The organism is Paraburkholderia phosphatilytica, from assembly GCF_003443895.1.
GTDB classification, from domain to species: Bacteria; Pseudomonadota; Gammaproteobacteria; order Burkholderiales; family Burkholderiaceae; genus Paraburkholderia; species Paraburkholderia phosphatilytica.
In genome coordinates this window covers 58168-75737 of sequence record NZ_QQOA01000007.1, presented here as the reverse complement: position 1 = coordinate 75737, position 17570 = coordinate 58168, and the positions used below count along the sequence as shown (strand labels likewise).

Sequence of the window (17570 nt, the reverse complement as noted above, 5' to 3'; positions counted from 1 at the left end):
GCGAAGGCGATGACAAGTGGAACCCTAAGCCAGACCTGGTTTAGCACGATCGGCCGGGTTCTCGCGACTTGTCCAAAACGGACTCGCATGGCGGAAAAGGCAAAGAACGCGTCTGAATTCATAAATTGGCGCTCAAGGCGGCGGAGAAGAATAGAGCCGTCGGTCAAGCGCCAGCGTAGAGCCAGAGCAGTTCGCTACGGGCGTCGGACCCAGGCCTTATCTCACTCACGGATGCCAGGACGCCTCATGTCGAACGCCAATCCCTTTTTCTCGCAGTCGCTAGCCGAGCGCGACACGGCTGTACGCGGGTCGCTGCTTAAGGAACTCGAGCGGCAGCAGTCGCAGGTCGAGCTGATCGCTTCGGAAAACATCGTGTCGCGCGCCGTGCTCGAAGCGCAAGGCTCGGTGCTGACGAACAAGTACGCGGAAGGTTATCCGGGCAAGCGTTACTACGGCGGTTGCGAATTCGCGGACGAAGTGGAGTCGCTCGCGATCGGCCGGATCAAGCAGCTCTTCAATGCCGGGTTCGCGAACGTGCAGCCGCATTCGGGCGCTCAGGCGAACGGCGCGGTGATGCTCGCGCTGGCGAAGCCGGGCGATACGGTGCTCGGCATGTCGCTCGACGCGGGCGGCCACCTGACGCACGGCGCAAAGCCGGCGCTGTCGGGCAAGTGGTTCAACGCCGTGCAGTACGGCGTGGACCGCGAGACGATGCGCATCGACTACGACCAGGTCGAAGAGCTTGCGCAGCAGCACAAGCCGTCGCTGATCATCGCCGGTTTCTCCGCATATCCGCGCGTGCTGGATTTTGCGCGCTTCCGTGCGATCGCCGATAGTGTCGGTGCGAAGCTGATGGTCGACATGGCACACATCGCCGGCATCATCGCGGCGGGCCGTCATCCGAATCCGGTCGAGCATGCACACGTGGTCACGTCGACGACGCACAAGACGCTGCGCGGTCCGCGCGGCGGCTTCGTGCTGACCAACGACGAAGACATCGCGAAGAAGATCAACTCCGCGGTGTTCCCTGGCCTGCAGGGCGGTCCGCTGATGCACGTGATCGCGGGCAAGGCGGTCGCGTTCGGCGAAGCGCTGCAGGACGGCTTCAAGACCTACATCGACAGCGTGCTCGCGAACGCGCAGGCGCTCGGCGAAGTGCTGAAGGACGGCGGCGTCGATCTGGTCACGGGCGGCACCGACAACCATCTGCTGCTCGTAGATCTGCGGCCGAAGGGCTTGAAGGGCACCCAGGTCGAACAGGCGCTTGAGCGCGCCGGCATCACCTGCAACAAGAACGGCATCCCGTTCGATACGGAAAAGCCGACGGTCACGTCCGGCATCCGTCTCGGCACGCCGGCCGGCACGACGCGCGGTTTCGGCGTGGCCGAGTTCCGCGAAGTGGGGCGCCTGATTCTCGAAGTGTTCGACGCACTGCGCGCGCATCCGGAAGGCGATGCCGCCATCGAGCAGCGCGTGCGCCGCGAGATCTTCGCGCTGTGCGAGCGCTTCCCGATCTACTGATAACGAGCATCGAGCGAGACAACGAGCCGCGCACCGCGCGCCCTGCATCAGCCCACACGCGATTCATCCGGAGCACCCCATGAGCACCCTGCACGAAGACAGCATCATCATCGACGGTCTGAACATCTCGAAGTTCGAACGCTCGGTATTCGAGGACATGAGAAAGGGCGGCGTGACGGCCGTCAATTGCACGGTTTCCGTGTGGGAAGACTTCCAGAAGACGATCGACAACATCGCGGAAATGAAGCAGCAGATCCGCGATTACAGCGAGATTCTCACGCTGGTCCGCACGACGGACGACATCCGCCGCGCGAAGCAGGAAAACAAGACCGGCATCATCTTCGGCTTCCAGAACTCGTACGCGTTCGAGGACAACCTCGGCTATATCGAGGTGTTCAAGGAACTCGGCGTGAACGTCGTGCAGCTTTGCTACAACACGCAGAACCTGGTCGGCACCGGCTGCTATGAACCGGATGGCGGTCTGTCCGGCTATGGCCGCGAAGTGATCCAGGAGATGAACCGCGTAGGCATCGTGGTGGACCTCTCGCACGTGGGCGGCAAGACTTCTTCCGATGCGATCGCATGCTCGAAGAAGCCGGTCACGTACTCGCACTGCTGCCCGTCGGGCCTGAAGGACCATCCGCGCAACAAGACGGACGAGCAGTTGCGTGAGATCGCCGATGCGAACGGTTTCGTCGGCGTGACGATGTTCTCGCCGTTCCTGAAGAAGGGCCCGGATGCGACCGTCGACGACTATCTCGAAGCCATCGAGTACGTGATCGACGTGATCGGCGAAGACAAGGTCGGCATTGGCACCGACTTCACGCAAGGCTACAGCACTGAATTCTTCGACTGGATCACGCACGACAAGGGCCGCTATCGCCGTCTGACGAACTTCGGCAAGGTCGTGAATCCAGAAGGTATCCGCACGATCGGCGAATTCCCGAACCTCACGGCCGCGATGCAGAAGGCAGGCTGGAGCGAGCCGCGCATCAAGAAGGTAATGGGCGAGAACTGGATGGGCTTCTTCGACCAGGTCTGGAACGTCTGAACGCACACGCACAACAAGGAACCCCGCGATGCAACCGCAACTGCCGATCGACGTCGATCCCAACACCGGCGTCTGGACCACCGACGCGCTGCCGATGCTGTACGTGCCGCGCCATTTCTTCACCAACAATCATGCCGCGGTGGAAGAAGCGCTGGGCGTCGAACAGTATGCCGGGATTCTCTACAAGGCCGGCTACAAGTCCGCGTACTACTGGTGCGACAAGGAAGCGAAGCAGCACGGTATCAGCGGCATGGCGGTGTTCGAGCATTACCTGAACCGTCTGTCGCAGCGTGGCTGGGGCCTGTTCCGCATCATCGAGGCGGATCCGGCTGCGGCGCTTGCGCGTATCGAGCTGCGCTATTCGTCGTTCGTACTTCAGCAGCCGGAGAAGAATGGCAAGCTTTGCTACATGTTCGCGGGCTGGTTCGCCGGCGCGATGGACTGGGTCAACGACACGACCGAAGGCGGCAAGCATGCGCCGCGCTCGCAGTCGAAAGAAGTGCAATGTGCGGGCGAGCATCACAGCCACGAAGGTCATTGCATCTTTGAAGTTTCGCCGTTGGCAGCTTGAGCCGTTTGTTCAGGCACACGGCTCGATAAACAGAACCCCACGATTTCACCGCACTCCGCCCGAGGTCGTTCGCGATGCGTTACCCGAATCTGTTCAAACCCTTGACGCTGAACCAGCTGACGCTGCGCAACCGGATCGTCAGCACGGCGCATGCCGAGGTGTACGCCGAGCCCGGAGGTTTGCCCGGCGACCGCTACATCCGCTACTACGAAGAGAAGGCGAAGGGTGGTCTTGGCCTCGCGGTGTGCGGCGGTTCCAGCCCGGTGTCGATCGATAGCCCGCAAGGCTGGTGGAAGTCGGTGAACCTGTCGACGGACAAGGTGATCGAGCCGTTGAACCGTCTGGCCGAAGCCATGCATCGGCATGGCGCGAAGATCATGATTCAGGCCACGCACATGGGCCGCCGCTCGGCGTTTCATGGCGAGCACTGGCCGCATCTGATGACGCCGTCGGGCGTGCGCGAGCCGGTGCACCGCGGCAACGCGAAGATCATCGAGATCGAGGAAATCCGCCGCATCATCGGCGACTTCGCGGTAGCCGCGAAGCGCGTGCAGGACGCGGGCATGGACGGCATCGAAATCTCGGCCGCGCACCAGCATCTGATCGACCAGTTCTGGAGCCCGCGCACGAACTTCCGTACCGACGAATGGGGCGGTTCGCTGCAGAACCGGCTGCGTTTCGGTGTCGAGGTATTGACGGCTGTGCGTGAAGCGGTCGGCAAGGACTTCTGCGTCGGCTTGCGGATGTGCGGCGACGAGTTCCATGAAGACGGTCTCGATCACGAGCAGTTGAAGGAAATCGCGCAGGCGATGTCCGAGACGGGCCTGATCGACTATATCGGCGTGATCGGCTCAGGCGCCGACACGCACAACACGCTCGCGAACTGCATGCCGCCGATGGCGCTGCCGCCCGAGCCGTTCGTGCATCTCGCGGCGGGCATCAAGCAGGTCGTGAAGCTGCCGGTGATGCACGCGCAGAGCATTCGCGACGCGGGTCAGGCTGAACGTCTGCTCGCGAGCGGCATGGTCGACCTCGTCGGCATGACGCGCGCGCAGATCGCCGATCCGCACATGGTCATCAAGATCCGCGATGGCCGCGAAGATGAAATCAAGCAGTGCGTCGGCGCGAACTACTGCATCGACCGCCAGTACAACGGCCTCGACGTGCTGTGCGTGCAGAACGCCGCGACGTCGCGCGAAGCGACGATGCCGCACGTGATCGAGAAATCGCGCGGTCCGAAGCGCAAGGTCGTCGTGGTCGGCGCGGGCCCCGCGGGTCTCGAAGCGGCGCGCGTCGCGAAGTCGCGCGGGCATGACGTCGTGCTGTTCGAGAAGAACGACGCGGTGGGCGGCCAGATCCTGCTTGCGGCGAAAGCGCCGCAGCGCGAGCAGATGGCGGGCATCGTGCGCTGGTTCGACATGGAGACGAAGCGGCTCGGCGTGGACCGGCGTCTTGGCGTCGCCGCGGATGTGAAGACGATCATGGCGGAAAAGCCGGACATCGTCGTGCTCGCGACGGGCGGTTCCAGCTTCACGCATCAGGTGCCCGCGTGGGGCGTCGATGACGGCTTCGCGGTCAGTTCGTGGGACATCCTGTCGGGCAAGGTCGAGCCGAAGCAGAACGTGCTCGTGTACGACGGCGTCAGCACGCATGCCGGCGCGGGCGTCGCGGACTTCATCGCGAGTCGCGGTTCGAAGGTCGAGATCGTCACGCCGGACGTGAAGGTGGCCGACGACGTAGGCGGCACCACGTTCCCGATCTTCTACCGGCGCCTCTATGCGCAGGGTGTGATCCATACGCCGAACTACTGGCTCGATCGCGTCTACGAAGAAGACGGCAAGAAGATCGCGGTGCTGCGCAACGAATACACGGAAGAGCAGGAAGAGCGCGCGGTCGACCAGGTCGTGATCGAAAACGGCAGCGCGCCGAACGACGAGCTGTACTGGAAGCTGAAACCGGAGTCGGTGAATCGCGGTCAGGTGGACGTGCACAAGCTGTTCGCGTCCGAACCGCAGCCGTCGCTGTCGGAAGAGCTCGGTAACGGCCGCTTCCTGCTGTTCCGCGTTGGCGACTGCATCTCGATGCACAACATCCACGGCGCGATCTACGACGCGCTGCGTCTTACCAAGGACTTCTGACGATGAGCCCGGCGTTCCTGATCACCGCGCTCCTGTGGGTTTCGGTCGCGGGACTTGCGTTCGCGCTCGCGAAGCGCGCATCGTACTGGCGTCTCGGCCGCGCGACGGCGGCCGGGCAGTTCGGCTGGACCAACCTGCTGACCATCCCGAAGCGCTATTTCGTCGACCTGCACCACGTGGTGGCGCGTGACCCGTACATCGCGAAGACGCACGTCGCGACGGCCGGCGGCGCGATTGCCGCGTTCGCGCTGGTGTTCCTCAATTACGGCCTCGCAATTTATTCTCCCTGGCTGGACAAACTGATCTTCCTCGCGGCGCTCGCGATGCTGGTCGGTGCGGTGTTCGTGTGGCGACGCCGTCGCGATGTGAAGGCGATTCCGGCGCGGCTGTCGAAGGGCCCGTGGAATACGCTGCCGTGGCTGCTCGGTTCGTTCGCGCTCGGCCTCGTGCTGTTCGTCGTGTTTCCCGCTTCGGCGATGTCGGGTGGGCTCGCGGTGCTGTTCGCGCTGATGATCGCGGCAGGCGCGTTCGCGATGACGCTCGGCGCGGCGCGCGGCGGTCCGATGAAGCACGCTATGGCGGGCCTGCTGCATCTTGCGTTTCATCCACGTCAGGAGCGTTTCCACTCGCACGCTGTCGATACGCAGGCTTCCAGTACCACTACGCGTACCGCGTCAAACGACGCACGCGAAGCGATCCCGCCCACCGCATTGAAAGCACCTGTGCTCGAGCAGAACGAATACGGCGTCGGCAAGCCGGTCGAATTCCGCTGGAACCAGCTGCTGAGCTTCGATGCGTGCGTGCAGTGCGGCAAGTGCGAAGCCGCGTGCCCCGCGTTCGCGGCGGGCCAGCCGCTGAATCCGAAGAAGCTGATCCAGGATCTCGTGACCGGTATGGTGGGTGGGTCGGACGGCGCGTACGCCGGCAGCCCGACGCCCGGCATCGAGATCGGTCACCACGCGGGTGAACCGAACCGGCCGATCGTGTCGGGTCTGATCGAAGCGGACACGCTTTGGTCGTGCACGACGTGCCGCGCCTGCGTGCACGAATGCCCGATGCTGATCGAACACGTCGACGCGATCGTCGACATGCGCCGCAACCAGACGCTCGTGTTCGGCACCGTGCCGGGCAAGGCGCCCGAGGTGCTCGCGAATCTGCGCGAGACGGGCACGGCCGGCGGCTACGACAAGACCGCGCGCTATGACTGGTCGGTGGATCTGAACGCACCGGTCGCGCGGCCGGGTCAAGCGGTCGACGTGCTGCTGGTGGCGGGCGAAGGCGCGTTCGACATGCGCTATCAGCGCACGCTGCGCGCGCTCGTCAAGGTGTTGAACAAGGCCGGCGTGAACTACGCGGTGCTCGGCGAAGAAGAGACGGATACCGGCGACGTCGCGCGGCGTCTCGGCGACGAAGCCACGTTCCAGCGAATGGCGAAGCAGCTGATCGGCACGCTGAACACACTGAGCTTCCGCACGATCGTCACCGCGGACCCGCACGTGATGCACAGCCTGCGCAACGAATACCGCGCGCTTGGCGGCCGCTACGAGGTGAAGCATCACACCACCGTCATCGCGGAGCTGGTCGCAATGGGCCGCCTCTCGCCGAAGGCAGCGGAAGTGCTGCGCGACAAACGCGTCACGTATCACGACCCGTGTTATCTGGGCCGCTACAACGGCGAAACCGAAGCGCCGCGCAATCTGCTGAAGACGATCGGCATTCCGATCGTCGAGATGGAGCGGCATGGCAAGCGCGGCCGCTGCTGCGGCGGCGGAGGCGGTGCGCCGCTGACGGATATCCCCGGCAAGCAGCGCATTCCCGACATCCGCATTGCCGATGCCCGCGCGATCAACGCGGACGTCGTCGCGGTCGGCTGCCCGAACTGCACGGCGATGCTGGAAGGTGTCGTGGGGCCGCGCCCGGAAGTACTGGACGTGGCGGAACTGGTTGCGGCGGCGCTGGAGTGACGCGATGAATACGAGTCCGATCAAACGAATCGATCCGCGCCGCCCGTTCACGATCACGGCGGCAGGACTCAGGCGCATCACGCTCGGCGCGCTGGCCGGTGACGGCAGGCTTTTCGACGATGCAGCGCATCGCGCGCACGGTCAACACGGTGCAGCCACGAAGCCGCTGCGCACCAGTCAGCCTGCGGAGCACACGCTGCTCGTCGCGGCGCACAGCGATCGCGGCGCGCTCGACGATCACACGCGTCAGGCGCTCGCGGCCGCCGCGCTGATCGCGGATGCGCTTACGCAGGTCGTGCTCGTGGTGTTCGGCGAATTGAAGGACGACGCGGCGGCGCTCGGCGCGGACCGCATCGTCGAGCTGCCGTCGTTCGACCGCAGGACGTTCGCACCCGAACGCGAAGTCGAAGCGCTCGCTGCCTGCGTTGCGCAACTCGCGCCGACGCACATCTTCCTGGCCGACAACGCAACGGGTGACGGCGATCTCGGCCGTCGCTATGCGGCGTATGCGGGCGCGAGCATCGCGACGCACGTCGTCGAGATCGCGGCGGATCATGTCGGCACGTTCGTGCGCGCGAAACGCGGCTTCGCGACGCGCGCCTTGCCCGATGTGGTGCTGCTCGCGGCAGGCAGCGTCGAAGCGCGGCTGCCGTTCGTCGGCGCGGGCGAGCGCATCGACATCGTCGGTGTACCCGCGGCAACGGAAAACGGCAAAGCAAATGCGTACCGCGATCTCGGCATCGAAGAGATCGACGCGGCACAGGTGGCGCTCGAAGAAGCGGATTTCATCGTATCGGCAGGCAATGGCGTGACCGACATTCCGTTGTTCGAAGGACTGGCGGGCGCATTCGGCGCGGCGATCGGCGCGAGCCGCGTGGCGGTCGACAACGGCCTCTTCACGCGCGACAAGCAGATCGGCGCAACCGGCAAGACCGTCGAGGCGAGCGTGTATATCGCGTTCGGCATCTCGGGCGCGGTGCAGCACCTGCAGGGCATCAAGGACTGCCGCCACGTGATCGCGGTGAATCTGGACGGCAGCGCGCCGATCGTCAAGCGCGCGAACCTGACGATCATCGGCGACACGCACGACACGATTACGGCGCTGATCGACGAGGTCGCGAAAGCACGTGCATCGCGCGGCAATGCCGCCGTAACCGAACCGGCAGCGACCGCGCCGCTCGTCGAAGGAGTCGCAGCATGAAGGGCAAGCTCGAACGGATTGCCGTGCTGGTGTCGGCAGGCCGTCATCCGGTCAGCGGCGCGCCGCGCTACAGCCGCAACGATGCGGCTGCGCTGGAGACCGGCCGGCAGCTCGCGCAGCGGCACGGCGCGAAGCTCGACGTACTGCACTCGGGCGATGCATCGAACCCCGCGCTCGAAGAATACCTGGCGCTTGGCGCGGAACGCGTCGAGGTGCTGATCTGCGGCGAATACGACGATGCGGTGACCGCACTCGCGCGGCGTCTGCAAGGCTACGACCTGGTGCTGACCGGCACGCGCGCCGAAGGCGCATTCGATACCGGCATGCTGCCGTACCGCATTGCCGACGCGCTCGGCTATCCGCTGGTCGGTTCCGCGGTGGACGCGACCTTCGCCGAGGGCGCGGTCACGGTCCGGCAATTTCTGCCGAAGGGCGTGCGGCGCCGCGTGGAAGTCACGCTGCCGGCCGTCGTTGCCGTGCATCCGCTCGCCAACGTGACGCCGCGCTACGCGTACGCGCGGCAGCGCGCCGGTTCGATCGGACGCAGCCAGACCGACATGCCGGTGGATCGCGAAACGCAGGCGTGGACGCTCGCAGCCGCGCGCAAACCCGTCAAACTCGCCGCCGCCGAAAAGCGGGGCGGCCACGCGCGGATGCTGTCCGCCGTGACGACCGAAAGCCGTGGCGGCAGCGTCGTAATTGAGGGGAGTTCGGTCGAAAAAGCACAAGCCATCCTTGAATATTTGCGCGAGCATCAACTCATCGACTACTGAAACATCACGCGCATCGCGGGAATACAAGCCTTCCGGAGCATTGACAGATGAAAGTATCGGCAGACATCCGCGCGCTCGTCGACCGGCGCAAGCAGGGTTACAGCCTCGAAGCACCGTTCTACACGAGCGAAGAGATTTTCGCGCTCGATATGCAGGCGATTTACGGCCAGCACTGGATCCAGGTTGCCGTGGAGCCGGACATTCCCGAGCCGGGCGACTATCTGACCGTCGAGCTCGGCCGCGAGTCGATCCTGATCGTGCGCGACGACGACATGGGCATCCGCGCGTTCCACAACGTGTGCCGTCACCGCGGCGCGCGGCTGTGCAACGAGGACAAGGGCACGGTCGGCAACATCGTGTGCCCGTATCACAGCTGGACCTACAACCTGTCGGGACAGCTGATGTTCGCCGAGCACATGGGCGAGCAGTTCGACCGCTGCAAACACAGCCTGAAAAGCGTGCACGTCGAGAATCTCGCGGGCCTGATCTTCATCTGTCTCGCCGAGAAACCGCCGGTCGATTTCGCGGTGATGCGTGCCGCGATGGAGCCGTATCTGCTGCCGCACGATCTGCCGAACACGAAGATCGCCGCGCAGATCGACATCATCGAAAAAGGCAACTGGAAGCTCACGATGGAGAACAACCGCGAGTGCTACCACTGCGTCGCGAACCATCCCGAGCTGACGATTTCGCTGTACGAGTACGGCTTCGGCTATCAGCGCTCGCCGGCGAATGCCGACGGCATGGACGCGTTCGAGCGCACCTGCGTGGAGCGTGCGAAGGAATGGGAAGCGATGGATCTGCCGTCGGTTGAAGTCGACCGGCTGTCGGACGTCACGGGTTTCCGCACACAGCGGCTGCCGCTCGATCGCGGCGGCGAATCGCAGACGCTCGATGCGATGGTCGCGTCGAAGAAGCTGCTCGGCGAGTTCCAGCGCGCGGATCTGGGCGGGTTGTCGTTCTGGACCCAGCCGAATTCGTGGCATCACTTCATGAGCGATCACATCGTGACGTTTTCGGTGATCCCGCTGTCGGCCGGCGAAACGCTGGTGCGTACGAAGTGGCTCGTGCACAAGGACGCGGTGGAAGGCGTGGACTACGACGTGCCGAACCTGACGGCGGTGTGGAACGCGACCAACGACCAGGACCGCGCGCTCGTCGAGTTTTCGCAGTCGGGCGCGAACAGCAGCGCGTACGAGCCGGGTCCGTACTCGCCGTTCACGGAAGGCCTCGTGGAAAAATTCAGCGACTGGTATATCCGCCGGCTCGCAGTGCAGATCGACCAATGAGCGAAGGCCGGGCCTTGCAGGATGCAACGCCCGACCGCTCGATTTCAGGCAGGTGGAGCGAATGATGATGCGGGATGCAGCGCAATTCGAACCCGTTGACAGCCGGCTGACGCAGCCCGATTTCTGGCAGACGCTACAGTCGCGCTGGTCGAGCGACGACGAGGAAACGCTCGTCTGCTGCCAGGTACGGCAGGAAACGCACGACGTGAAGAGCTTTTTCTTCCGTTCGCCGCAGGGCCGCACGTTCTCGTTCGAGCCCGGCCAGTTCATCACGCTCGAACTCGAGATCGACGGCGAGACCATCAACCGTTGCTACACGATTTCGTCGTCGCCGACGCGGCCGCACACGATCTCGATCACGGTAAAGCGCGTGCCGGGCGGCAAGGTGTCGAACTGGCTGCACGACAATCTGCAGGCTGGCGCGCCAGTGCGCGTGCTGGGACCGGCCGGCGAATTCACCTGCGCGCGTCACCCGGCACGCAAGTATCTGTTTCTTTCCGCAGGTTCCGGCATCACGCCGCTAATGTCGATGTCGCGCGCGCATCACGAACTGAGCGAAGATCGCGACATCGTGTTCGTGCACAGCGCGCGCACGCCGGACGACATCATCTTTTCGCGCGAGCTCGATCTGATCGCGTCGAACCAGAACCAGTTCCGTACGGCGTTCGTCTGCGAACGGATCGGCAACCGCACGAACTGGCATGGTGTAACGGGTTTTCTGTCGTTGCCGCTGCTCAAGCTGATCGCGCCGGATTTCATGGAGCGCGAGATCTTCACATGCGGGCCCGCTCCGTATATGCAGGCCGTGCGCGATCTGCTCGACGAAGCCGGCTTCGAACGCAAGCACTATCACGAAGAAAGCTTTTCGTTCGAGAGGCTGACGGGCAGCGCGCCGGAAACGGACGAGAGCGCGGTCGCGCAGGCGACCACCGAAACGTTCGAGGAAGCCGCAACGTTTACGGTCACATTCACGAAGAGTCATCGCGAGATCACGTGCGGCGCGCAGCAGCACGTGCTCGAGGCCGCGCGCCAGGCAGGCGTGCGGCTACCGGCTTCATGTACGCAAGGCATGTGCGGGACCTGCAAGGTCAAGCTCACGTCGGGCGAGGTGGAGATGAAACACAACGGCGGTATCCGGCAACGCGAGATCGATCAGGGCATGGTGCTGCTGTGCTGCAGCAAGCCGCTATCCGATCTCGTCGTGGAAAAGTAGATTCGGAGCCGCAAACATGCAGGTCGCATTTCGACAAACGGATGTCGCAACGCGTACTTACCTGCGGATTCTGGCTGGAGATGCTGATAACACACCGCACCCGCGGCTATGAGGAGATCGACCATGAAAGGCTTGAAGCAACTGCTGATGTGTAGCGCGCTGGTCACTGCGGCCATCGTGACGATCGGCACCACGGCGACGGCGAGCGCCGACACCAAACCGACGATCAAGATCGGTTACGTGGAAGGTTGGGACGATAGCGTCGCGACGTCGAACGTCGCCGCCACCGTCATCGAGAAGAAGCTCGGCTATCCGGTGCAGCTCGTGCCGGTGGCGGCGGGCGTGATGTGGCAGGGCGTGGCGCGCGGCGACCTGGACGCGACGCTGTCCGCGTGGCTGCCGGTGACGCACGCGGCGTACTACGACCAGTTCAAGTCGAAGGTCGAAGACGTCGGCGTGAATTTCCCGGATGCGAAGATCGGCCTGATCGTGCCGGCGAGTCTGCCGGAAAACAGCATCCCCGATCTGGCCGGCAAGAAGGCTGACTTCCAGGGACGCATTGTCGGCATCGATGCGGGTGCGGGCGTGATGAAGAAGACGGATGAGGCGATCAAGGCCTACAACCTCGACTATCAGCTGATGCCGAGCTCGGGCAGCGCGATGACGTCGGAGCTTGCGCGCGAAATGCACGCGAACAAGCCGATCATCGTCACGGGCTGGGCGCCGCACTGGATGTTCGCGAAGTGGAAGCTGAAGTTCCTCGAAGATCCGAAGAAGGTTTTCGGCGGCGCCGAGCACGTCGACAACGTGATCAACCCGGAACTCGATCAGAAGGCGCCGGCTGTCGTCGCGTTCCTGAAGAAGTTCCAGTGGAAGCCGGGCGAGATCGACAGCGTGATGCTTGCCGCCGAGAATGGCGAGAAGCCGGCTCAGGCCGCGCAGCAATGGGTCGATCAGCATCCGGATCGGGTGGCTGCGTGGACTTCGCAGTGATGGTTTGAGCAGTTGAGCGCGGCTCGTCGAGTCGCGCAACGAAAATAGCCCGCCGAGTGCGGGCTATTGTCATTTGCGTCGCCAAACGCTGGTTTTTACAACACCACCGTCCGATCCCCATTGATGAACACGCGCCGCTCGACAAACGCCTTCACCGCGCGCGCGAGCGTGATGCACTCAACGTCCCGTCCAACCGCAAGCAGCTTCTCCGGCTTGTACGAATGATCTACGCGCTCGACGACCTGCTCGATGATCGGGCCTTCGTCGAGATCGTCGGTGACGAAGTGCGCCGTCGCGCCGATCAGCTTGACGCCGCGCGCGTGTGCCTGGTGGTAGGGCCGCGCGCCCTTGAAGCCGGGCAGGAACGAGTGGTGGATGTTGATCGCGCGCCCGGAGAGCTTGCGGCTCGTTTCGTCCGACAGGATCTGCATGTAGCGCGCGAGAATCATCAGCTCGGCGCCGGTCGATTCGAACAGGTCGAGAATCTGCGTTTCCTGCTGCGCGCGGTTGTCCGCGTTCACCGGCAGATGCGTGAACGGCAGACCATGCTGCGCGGCAAGCGGCACGAAGTCTGGATGATTCGACGCAATGCCAACGATATCCATCTGCAGTTCACCCATGCGCCAGCGGAACAGCAGGTCGGCAAGACAGTGCTCGAGCTTCGATACGAGGATCAGCACCTTGGGCCGCACGGTCATGTCGTGGATCGCCCACGTCATGTCGAAATCGGCGGCGATCGGCGTGAACTCGCGCCGCATCGCATCGACGTGCCACGCGGCCTGCTGGTCGGCGCGCACCACATGAAAGACGCAGCGCACGAAAAAGCGCGAGCTGATGTCGTCGTCAAAGACGGTCAGTTCGTCGACGTAGCAGCCGTGACGGTCGAGAAAGCCGACCACCGCGGCGACCTGGCCGGCGGCGCTCGGGCACGACAGCGTCAGCGCGAACTGGTGCGGGGCGGAGGCCTCGGCGGCATTCGATGTAACTGCGGACATGATGCGGGTTCCTTCGTCGTAAGGCGCGCCGCTTGAACGGACGGGCGCGATGACGAAGTAAAGCAGCGCACAAAAACGCCGCATAGAACCGATGCGCCGTCGTGCTGGTATCGGCGCGTCAAGGCCGCCCGACGAGCCGGAGCGAGGCCGGCGGCGTCAGAGCGCCTGCGCAGCGGCCGTGTGGCATTCGTCGAACAGCCAGCGCCGGAACAGCGGCACGGCGGGCGCTTCGGGCCGCGCGAGCGGCCGTACGAGGAAGTAGCCGCGCGCGGTGACCACCGGCGCATCGATCAGACGCACCAACTGGCCGCTCGCGATCAGTTCGTCGATCAGCGGCGTCCAGCCGAGCGCGACCCCCTGGCCCATCAGTGCCGCGTGAATGACGAGCGCGTAGCTGTTGAACGTCATGCCCTGTTCCTTGTCCGGCGCGGGCAGATGGTGCGCCGCAAACCACGCGGCCCACGACAGCCAGCGCGCCGGCTCGGTGGGCTGTACGTGCAGCAGCGGCAGCATCGCGAGGTCGGCGGGTTCGGTCACGTGCCGGTGCTGGTCGCGAAACGCGGGCGAGCAGACGGGCGTGACTTCTTCAGGGAAAAGCCGGGTGGACGTGCACGGCGTCCAGTCGCCATCGCCGAACGCAATCGCGACGTCGGCGTGATCGTGGCGCGGATCGAAGGTCTGCTGCGACGTGACGATCTTGACGCTGACATCGGGCATCAGCCGTTTCAGGTTGGCTAAACGCGGGACGAGCCAGTAAGTCGCGAAGCCCGCGTCGGTCAGGATGGTCAGCGCGCCGGCCGCGCGCCGCGCGCGGATTTCGGTGGTGGCGTCGCGGATCGTCGCGAGACTCTTGCGCACGGCTTCGTACAGGCGCTCGCCATCGGCGGTGAGCGTCACGCCCCGATGGCCGCGCTCGAAGAGCGGCACGCCGAGGTCTGCCTCCAGCTGCACGATGCGCTGGCTGACGGCGGGCTGTGTCGATCCAAGTTCGCGCGCAGCTGCGGTGAAGCTCGCGAGCCGCGCGGCGGATTCGAATACGGACAGCGCCTGCATCGGCGGCAAACGATCCTGTTCCGGCATAAGCACCCCTTATGAGCCCATAAGTTGCGAGCGTCTTCACGCGCGTTTAATGAGCCGACATATTTACGTTACGCGCTTCGCTGGCAATGCGATTGTGCGCCGCCAATAAGCCGTGTGGCTGCGCTGCAATGCAATGTGGACGTAGCGTACATCTGCAACCCGCTGGCCTCGATTCTAATCGTCCTCGCTCATGAGCCTTAGTACCAGAAAGAATATCCTTATCCTGATGGCGGACCAGATGACGCCGTCGTCGTTGCGCGCATATGGCAACAGCGTATCGAAGACCCCGCGCATCGATGCGCTGGCGCGCGAAGGCGTGGTGTTCGACTCCGCGTATTGCGCAAGCCCGCTGTGCGCGCCGTCGCGTTTCGCGTTGATGGCGGGCAAGCTGCCGTCGAAGATCGGCGCGTACGACAACGCCGCCGAACTGCCCGCGCAGACGCTGACGTTCGCGCACTATCTGCGCGCCGCTGGTTATCGCACGGTGCTGTCGGGCAAGATGCATTTCTGCGGCCCCGATCAACTGCACGGCTTCGAAGAGCGTCTCACCACCGACATTTACCCCGCGGATTTCGGCTGGGTGCCCGATTGGGATCAACCCGAAGTGCGCCCGAGCTGGTACCACAACATGAGCTCGGTGCTCGACGCCGGCCCCTGCGTGCGCACGAACCAGCTCGATTTCGACGACGAAGTCACGTTCACGGTGCGCCAGAAGCTCTACGACATCGCGCGCGAGCGTCAGGCGGGCGCGGATGCTCGGCCGTTCTGCGTGGTTGCGTCGCTCACGCATCCGCACGATCCGTACGCGATTCCAGCCGAATACTGGAACCTCTACCGCGACGAAGAGATCGACTTGCCGCGCACGTCGCTAAGCTACGAAGAGAGCGATCCGCATTCGAAGCGCCTGCGGAATGTGAGCGAAGTCGATCGCACGCCGCCGACCGAACAGCAGGTGCGCAATGCGCGTCGTGCTTACTATGGCGCGCTGTCGTACGTGGATACGCAGTTCGGCGCGATCCTCGATGCGCTCGAAGCAAGCGGCCTTGCCGACGACACGATCGTGATCGTCACGTCCGATCACGGCGACATGCTGGGCGAGCGGGGGCTCTGGTACAAGATGACGTTTTTCGAAAACGCGACGCGCGTGCCGCTGATCGTGCATGCGCCGAAGGAGTTCGGCGCGCATCGCGTGGCGGGTTCGGTGTCGACGATCGATCTGCTGCCGACGCTCGTCGAGCTTGCCATCGGTACGCGTCAGACCGCGTGGCCCGATCCGGTGGATGGCCGCAGCCTCGTGCCGCATCTGGTGAACGACGGCGGCCACGACGAGGTGTTCGGCGAATATCTGGCCGAAGGCGCAATCGCGCCGATCGTGATGATCCGGCGCGGACAGTACAAATTCATTCACACGCCGGCCGATCCGGACCAGCTGTACGACTTGCAGGCGGACCCGCAGGAACTGCGCAATCTGGCGGACGATCCGGCGCATCAGCATACGGTCGAAGCATTTCGCGCGGAAATCGCGAACCGCTGGAATCTCGCGGCGGTGCACGACGACGTGCTCGCGAGCCAGCGCCGCCGCCGTTTCCACTATCACGCAACCACGCAGGGGCGCATCCAGCCGTGGGACTGGCAACCGTTCACGGACGCAAGCCAGCGCTACATGCGCAATCACATGGAGCTGGATACGCTCGAAGCGATGGCGCGTTTTCCGCGCGTCGGTGGCAAGTGACCGGCGCGACGAACCTCGAAATCAGATATCAACCACACGCACGACGACACAGGAGCGCAGCATGAAACACGACAGGTCGAACTGGTTCAGACGGATTGCGTCCGCGATGCTGTGCGCGGCCGCGTTCGGAATGGCGTTCACGACGCACGCCGCGGAGCCGCAAAGCTGCACCCAGGTTCACATGGCGGACCCAGGCTGGACCGACATCGATGCGACCAACGCGATGACGGGCGTCGTGCTGAAGGCGCTCGGCTATCACCAGAGCGTGTCGAACCTGTCGGTGCCGATCACGTACGAAGGCCTGAAAAAAGGGCAGATCGACGTGTTCCTCGGCAACTGGATGCCCGCGCAAGGGCCGATCGTGAAGCCGTTCATGGATAGTCATTCGATCGACGTGCTGCACGCGAACCTCACGAACGCGAAGTTCACGCTCGCGGTGCCCGACTACGTTGCGGCGGCGGGTGTCCATTCGTTCGCCGATCTCGCGAAGTACGCGGACAAGTTCGACGACAAGATCTACGGCATCGAGCCCGGCGCGCCGGCGAACCAGAACATCAAGAAGATGATCGGCGACAAGGCGTTCGGTCTGGGCAGCTGGTCGCTCGTCGAATCGAGCGAAACCGGCATGCTGACGCAGGTGGAGCGCGCGGTGCGCGACAAGAAGTGGATCGTGTTTCTCGCGTGGGAACCGCATCTGATGAACACGAAATTCCACCTCACGTATCTGTCCGGCGGTGACGCTTACTTTGGTCCGAACTACGGCGGCGCGACGGTCAACACCGTGACGCGCACCGGCTTCGCGGACCAGTGCTCGAACCTCGCAAAACTGTTCAAACAGATGACGTTCAACGTCGATCTGGAAAACCAGATCATCGCGAATGTGCTGCAGGACAAGGTCGATGTGAACACGGCCGCGCAGAACGCGCTGAAGAAGCACAGCGATCTGCTCAAGCCGTGGCTGGATGGTGTCACCACCGTAAGCGGTGCGAACGGCCTGCAGGCGGTCGACGCGGCGATCGGCGCGCATTAGCGGTTTCCCCGAGGTGTCG

Annotated in this window: 14 protein-coding genes; 12 read left to right on the top strand and 2 right to left on the bottom strand. The window is 64.1% G+C overall.

Features of this window, described 5'->3' with window-relative positions; genetic code table 11:
• Window positions 1-246: 246 nt before the first annotated feature.
• The 10 genes from DVS29_RS09570 to DVS29_RS09525 all read left to right on the top strand — a co-directional run bounded on the left by DVS29_RS09570 (window position 247) and on the right by DVS29_RS09525 (window position 12714).
• The gene (locus tag DVS29_RS09570; RefSeq protein WP_118180212.1) at window positions 247-1521 is read left to right on the top strand and encodes a serine hydroxymethyltransferase; all 1275 of its coding nucleotides are present in this window, start codon (window positions 247-249) and stop codon (window positions 1519-1521) included.
• Between the two features lie 79 nt (window positions 1522-1600).
• Window positions 1601-2572, top strand: a complete 972-nt coding sequence (locus DVS29_RS09565) for a dipeptidase (RefSeq protein WP_118180211.1) — start codon at window positions 1601-1603, stop codon at window positions 2570-2572.
• Window positions 2573-2600: 28 nt separating this feature from the next.
• On the top strand, window positions 2601-3143 hold the full coding sequence (locus DVS29_RS09560; RefSeq protein ID WP_118180210.1) for a DUF5943 domain-containing protein: 543 nt from the start codon (window positions 2601-2603) through the stop codon (window positions 3141-3143).
• A 74-nt stretch (window positions 3144-3217) separates the two neighbouring features.
• On the top strand, window positions 3218-5281 hold the full coding sequence (locus DVS29_RS09555; protein WP_118180209.1) for an NADH:flavin oxidoreductase: 2064 nt from the start codon (window positions 3218-3220) through the stop codon (window positions 5279-5281).
• Between the two features lie 2 nt (window positions 5282-5283).
• A complete protein-coding gene (locus DVS29_RS09550; RefSeq protein ID WP_118180208.1) occupies window positions 5284-7245 on the top strand; it encodes a (Fe-S)-binding protein in 1962 nt (653 codons plus the stop codon).
• Between the two features lie 4 nt (window positions 7246-7249).
• Window positions 7250-8446: an electron transfer flavoprotein subunit alpha/FixB family protein gene (locus DVS29_RS09545; protein ID WP_118180207.1), complete on the top strand. Its 1197-nt coding sequence runs from the start codon at window positions 7250-7252 to the stop codon at window positions 8444-8446.
• Window positions 8443-9219: an electron transfer flavoprotein subunit beta/FixA family protein gene (locus DVS29_RS09540; protein ID WP_118180206.1), complete on the top strand. Its 777-nt coding sequence runs from the start codon at window positions 8443-8445 to the stop codon at window positions 9217-9219. Before DVS29_RS09545 ends, DVS29_RS09540 begins: the two co-directional genes overlap by 4 nt.
• A 47-nt stretch (window positions 9220-9266) precedes the next feature.
• Window positions 9267-10508, top strand: coding sequence for an aromatic ring-hydroxylating oxygenase subunit alpha (locus tag DVS29_RS09535; protein ID WP_118180205.1), 1242 nt, complete (start codon window positions 9267-9269; stop codon window positions 10506-10508).
• A 61-nt stretch (window positions 10509-10569) separates the two neighbouring features.
• Window positions 10570-11721, top strand: coding sequence for an FAD-binding oxidoreductase (locus tag DVS29_RS09530; RefSeq protein ID WP_420816090.1), 1152 nt, complete (start codon window positions 10570-10572; stop codon window positions 11719-11721).
• A gap of 123 nt (window positions 11722-11844) precedes the next feature.
• Complete coding sequence (locus tag DVS29_RS09525) at window positions 11845-12714, top strand: glycine betaine ABC transporter substrate-binding protein (RefSeq protein WP_118180204.1); 870 nt, start codon at window positions 11845-11847, stop codon at window positions 12712-12714.
• A 95-nt stretch (window positions 12715-12809) separates the two neighbouring features.
• Here DVS29_RS09525 and purU read toward each other — a convergent pair whose 3' ends face one another.
• Together purU and DVS29_RS09515 are read right to left on the bottom strand one after the other, a co-directional pair.
• A complete protein-coding gene (gene purU, locus DVS29_RS09520) occupies window positions 12810-13709 on the bottom strand; it encodes a formyltetrahydrofolate deformylase (RefSeq protein WP_118180359.1) in 900 nt (299 codons plus the stop codon).
• A 156-nt stretch (window positions 13710-13865) separates the two neighbouring features.
• Entirely contained in the window at window positions 13866-14789 is a 924-nt protein-coding gene (locus tag DVS29_RS09515; RefSeq protein ID WP_118180203.1) for a choline sulfate utilization transcriptional regulator, read from the bottom strand.
• Between the two features lie 190 nt (window positions 14790-14979).
• On the opposite strand from DVS29_RS09515, the gene betC reads away from it, so the two are divergent.
• Both betC and DVS29_RS09505 read left to right on the top strand, forming a co-directional pair.
• A complete protein-coding gene (betC, locus tag DVS29_RS09510) occupies window positions 14980-16521 on the top strand; it encodes a choline-sulfatase (RefSeq protein ID WP_118180202.1) in 1542 nt (513 codons plus the stop codon).
• A gap of 61 nt (window positions 16522-16582) precedes the next feature.
• Window positions 16583-17551: a choline ABC transporter substrate-binding protein gene (locus tag DVS29_RS09505; RefSeq protein WP_205962422.1), complete on the top strand. Its 969-nt coding sequence runs from the start codon at window positions 16583-16585 to the stop codon at window positions 17549-17551.
• Window positions 17552-17570: the final 19 nt, after the last annotated feature.

Bases quoted from the DNA above. Each gene is read 5' to 3' on its own strand.
- DVS29_RS09560 (WP_118180210.1), top strand. From the start codon at position 2,601: ATGCAACCGCAACTGCCGATCGACGTCGATCCCAACACCGGCGTCTGG.
- DVS29_RS09555 (WP_118180209.1), top strand. From the start codon at position 3,218: ATGCGTTACCCGAATCTGTTCAAACCCTTGACGCTGAACCAGCTGACG.
- DVS29_RS09530 (WP_420816090.1), top strand. From the start codon at position 10,570: ATGATGATGCGGGATGCAGCGCAATTCGAACCCGTTGACAGCCGGCTG.
- DVS29_RS09505 (WP_205962422.1), top strand. From the start codon at position 16,583: ATGAAACACGACAGGTCGAACTGGTTCAGACGGATTGCGTCCGCGATG.
- DVS29_RS09565 (WP_118180211.1), top strand. From the start codon at position 1,601: ATGAGCACCCTGCACGAAGACAGCATCATCATCGACGGTCTGAACATC.
- DVS29_RS09525 (WP_118180204.1), top strand. From the start codon at position 11,845: ATGAAAGGCTTGAAGCAACTGCTGATGTGTAGCGCGCTGGTCACTGCG.
- betC (WP_118180202.1), top strand. From the start codon at position 14,980: ATGAGCCTTAGTACCAGAAAGAATATCCTTATCCTGATGGCGGACCAG.
- DVS29_RS09545 (WP_118180207.1), top strand. From the start codon at position 7,250: ATGAATACGAGTCCGATCAAACGAATCGATCCGCGCCGCCCGTTCACG.
- DVS29_RS09550 (WP_118180208.1), top strand. From the start codon at position 5,284: ATGAGCCCGGCGTTCCTGATCACCGCGCTCCTGTGGGTTTCGGTCGCG.
- purU (WP_118180359.1), bottom strand. From the start codon at position 13,709: ATGTCCGCAGTTACATCGAATGCCGCCGAGGCCTCCGCCCCGCACCAG.
- DVS29_RS09515 (WP_118180203.1), bottom strand. From the start codon at position 14,789: ATGCCGGAACAGGATCGTTTGCCGCCGATGCAGGCGCTGTCCGTATTC.
- DVS29_RS09535 (WP_118180205.1), top strand. From the start codon at position 9,267: ATGAAAGTATCGGCAGACATCCGCGCGCTCGTCGACCGGCGCAAGCAG.
- DVS29_RS09570 (WP_118180212.1), top strand. From the start codon at position 247: ATGTCGAACGCCAATCCCTTTTTCTCGCAGTCGCTAGCCGAGCGCGAC.
- DVS29_RS09540 (WP_118180206.1), top strand. From the start codon at position 8,443: ATGAAGGGCAAGCTCGAACGGATTGCCGTGCTGGTGTCGGCAGGCCGT.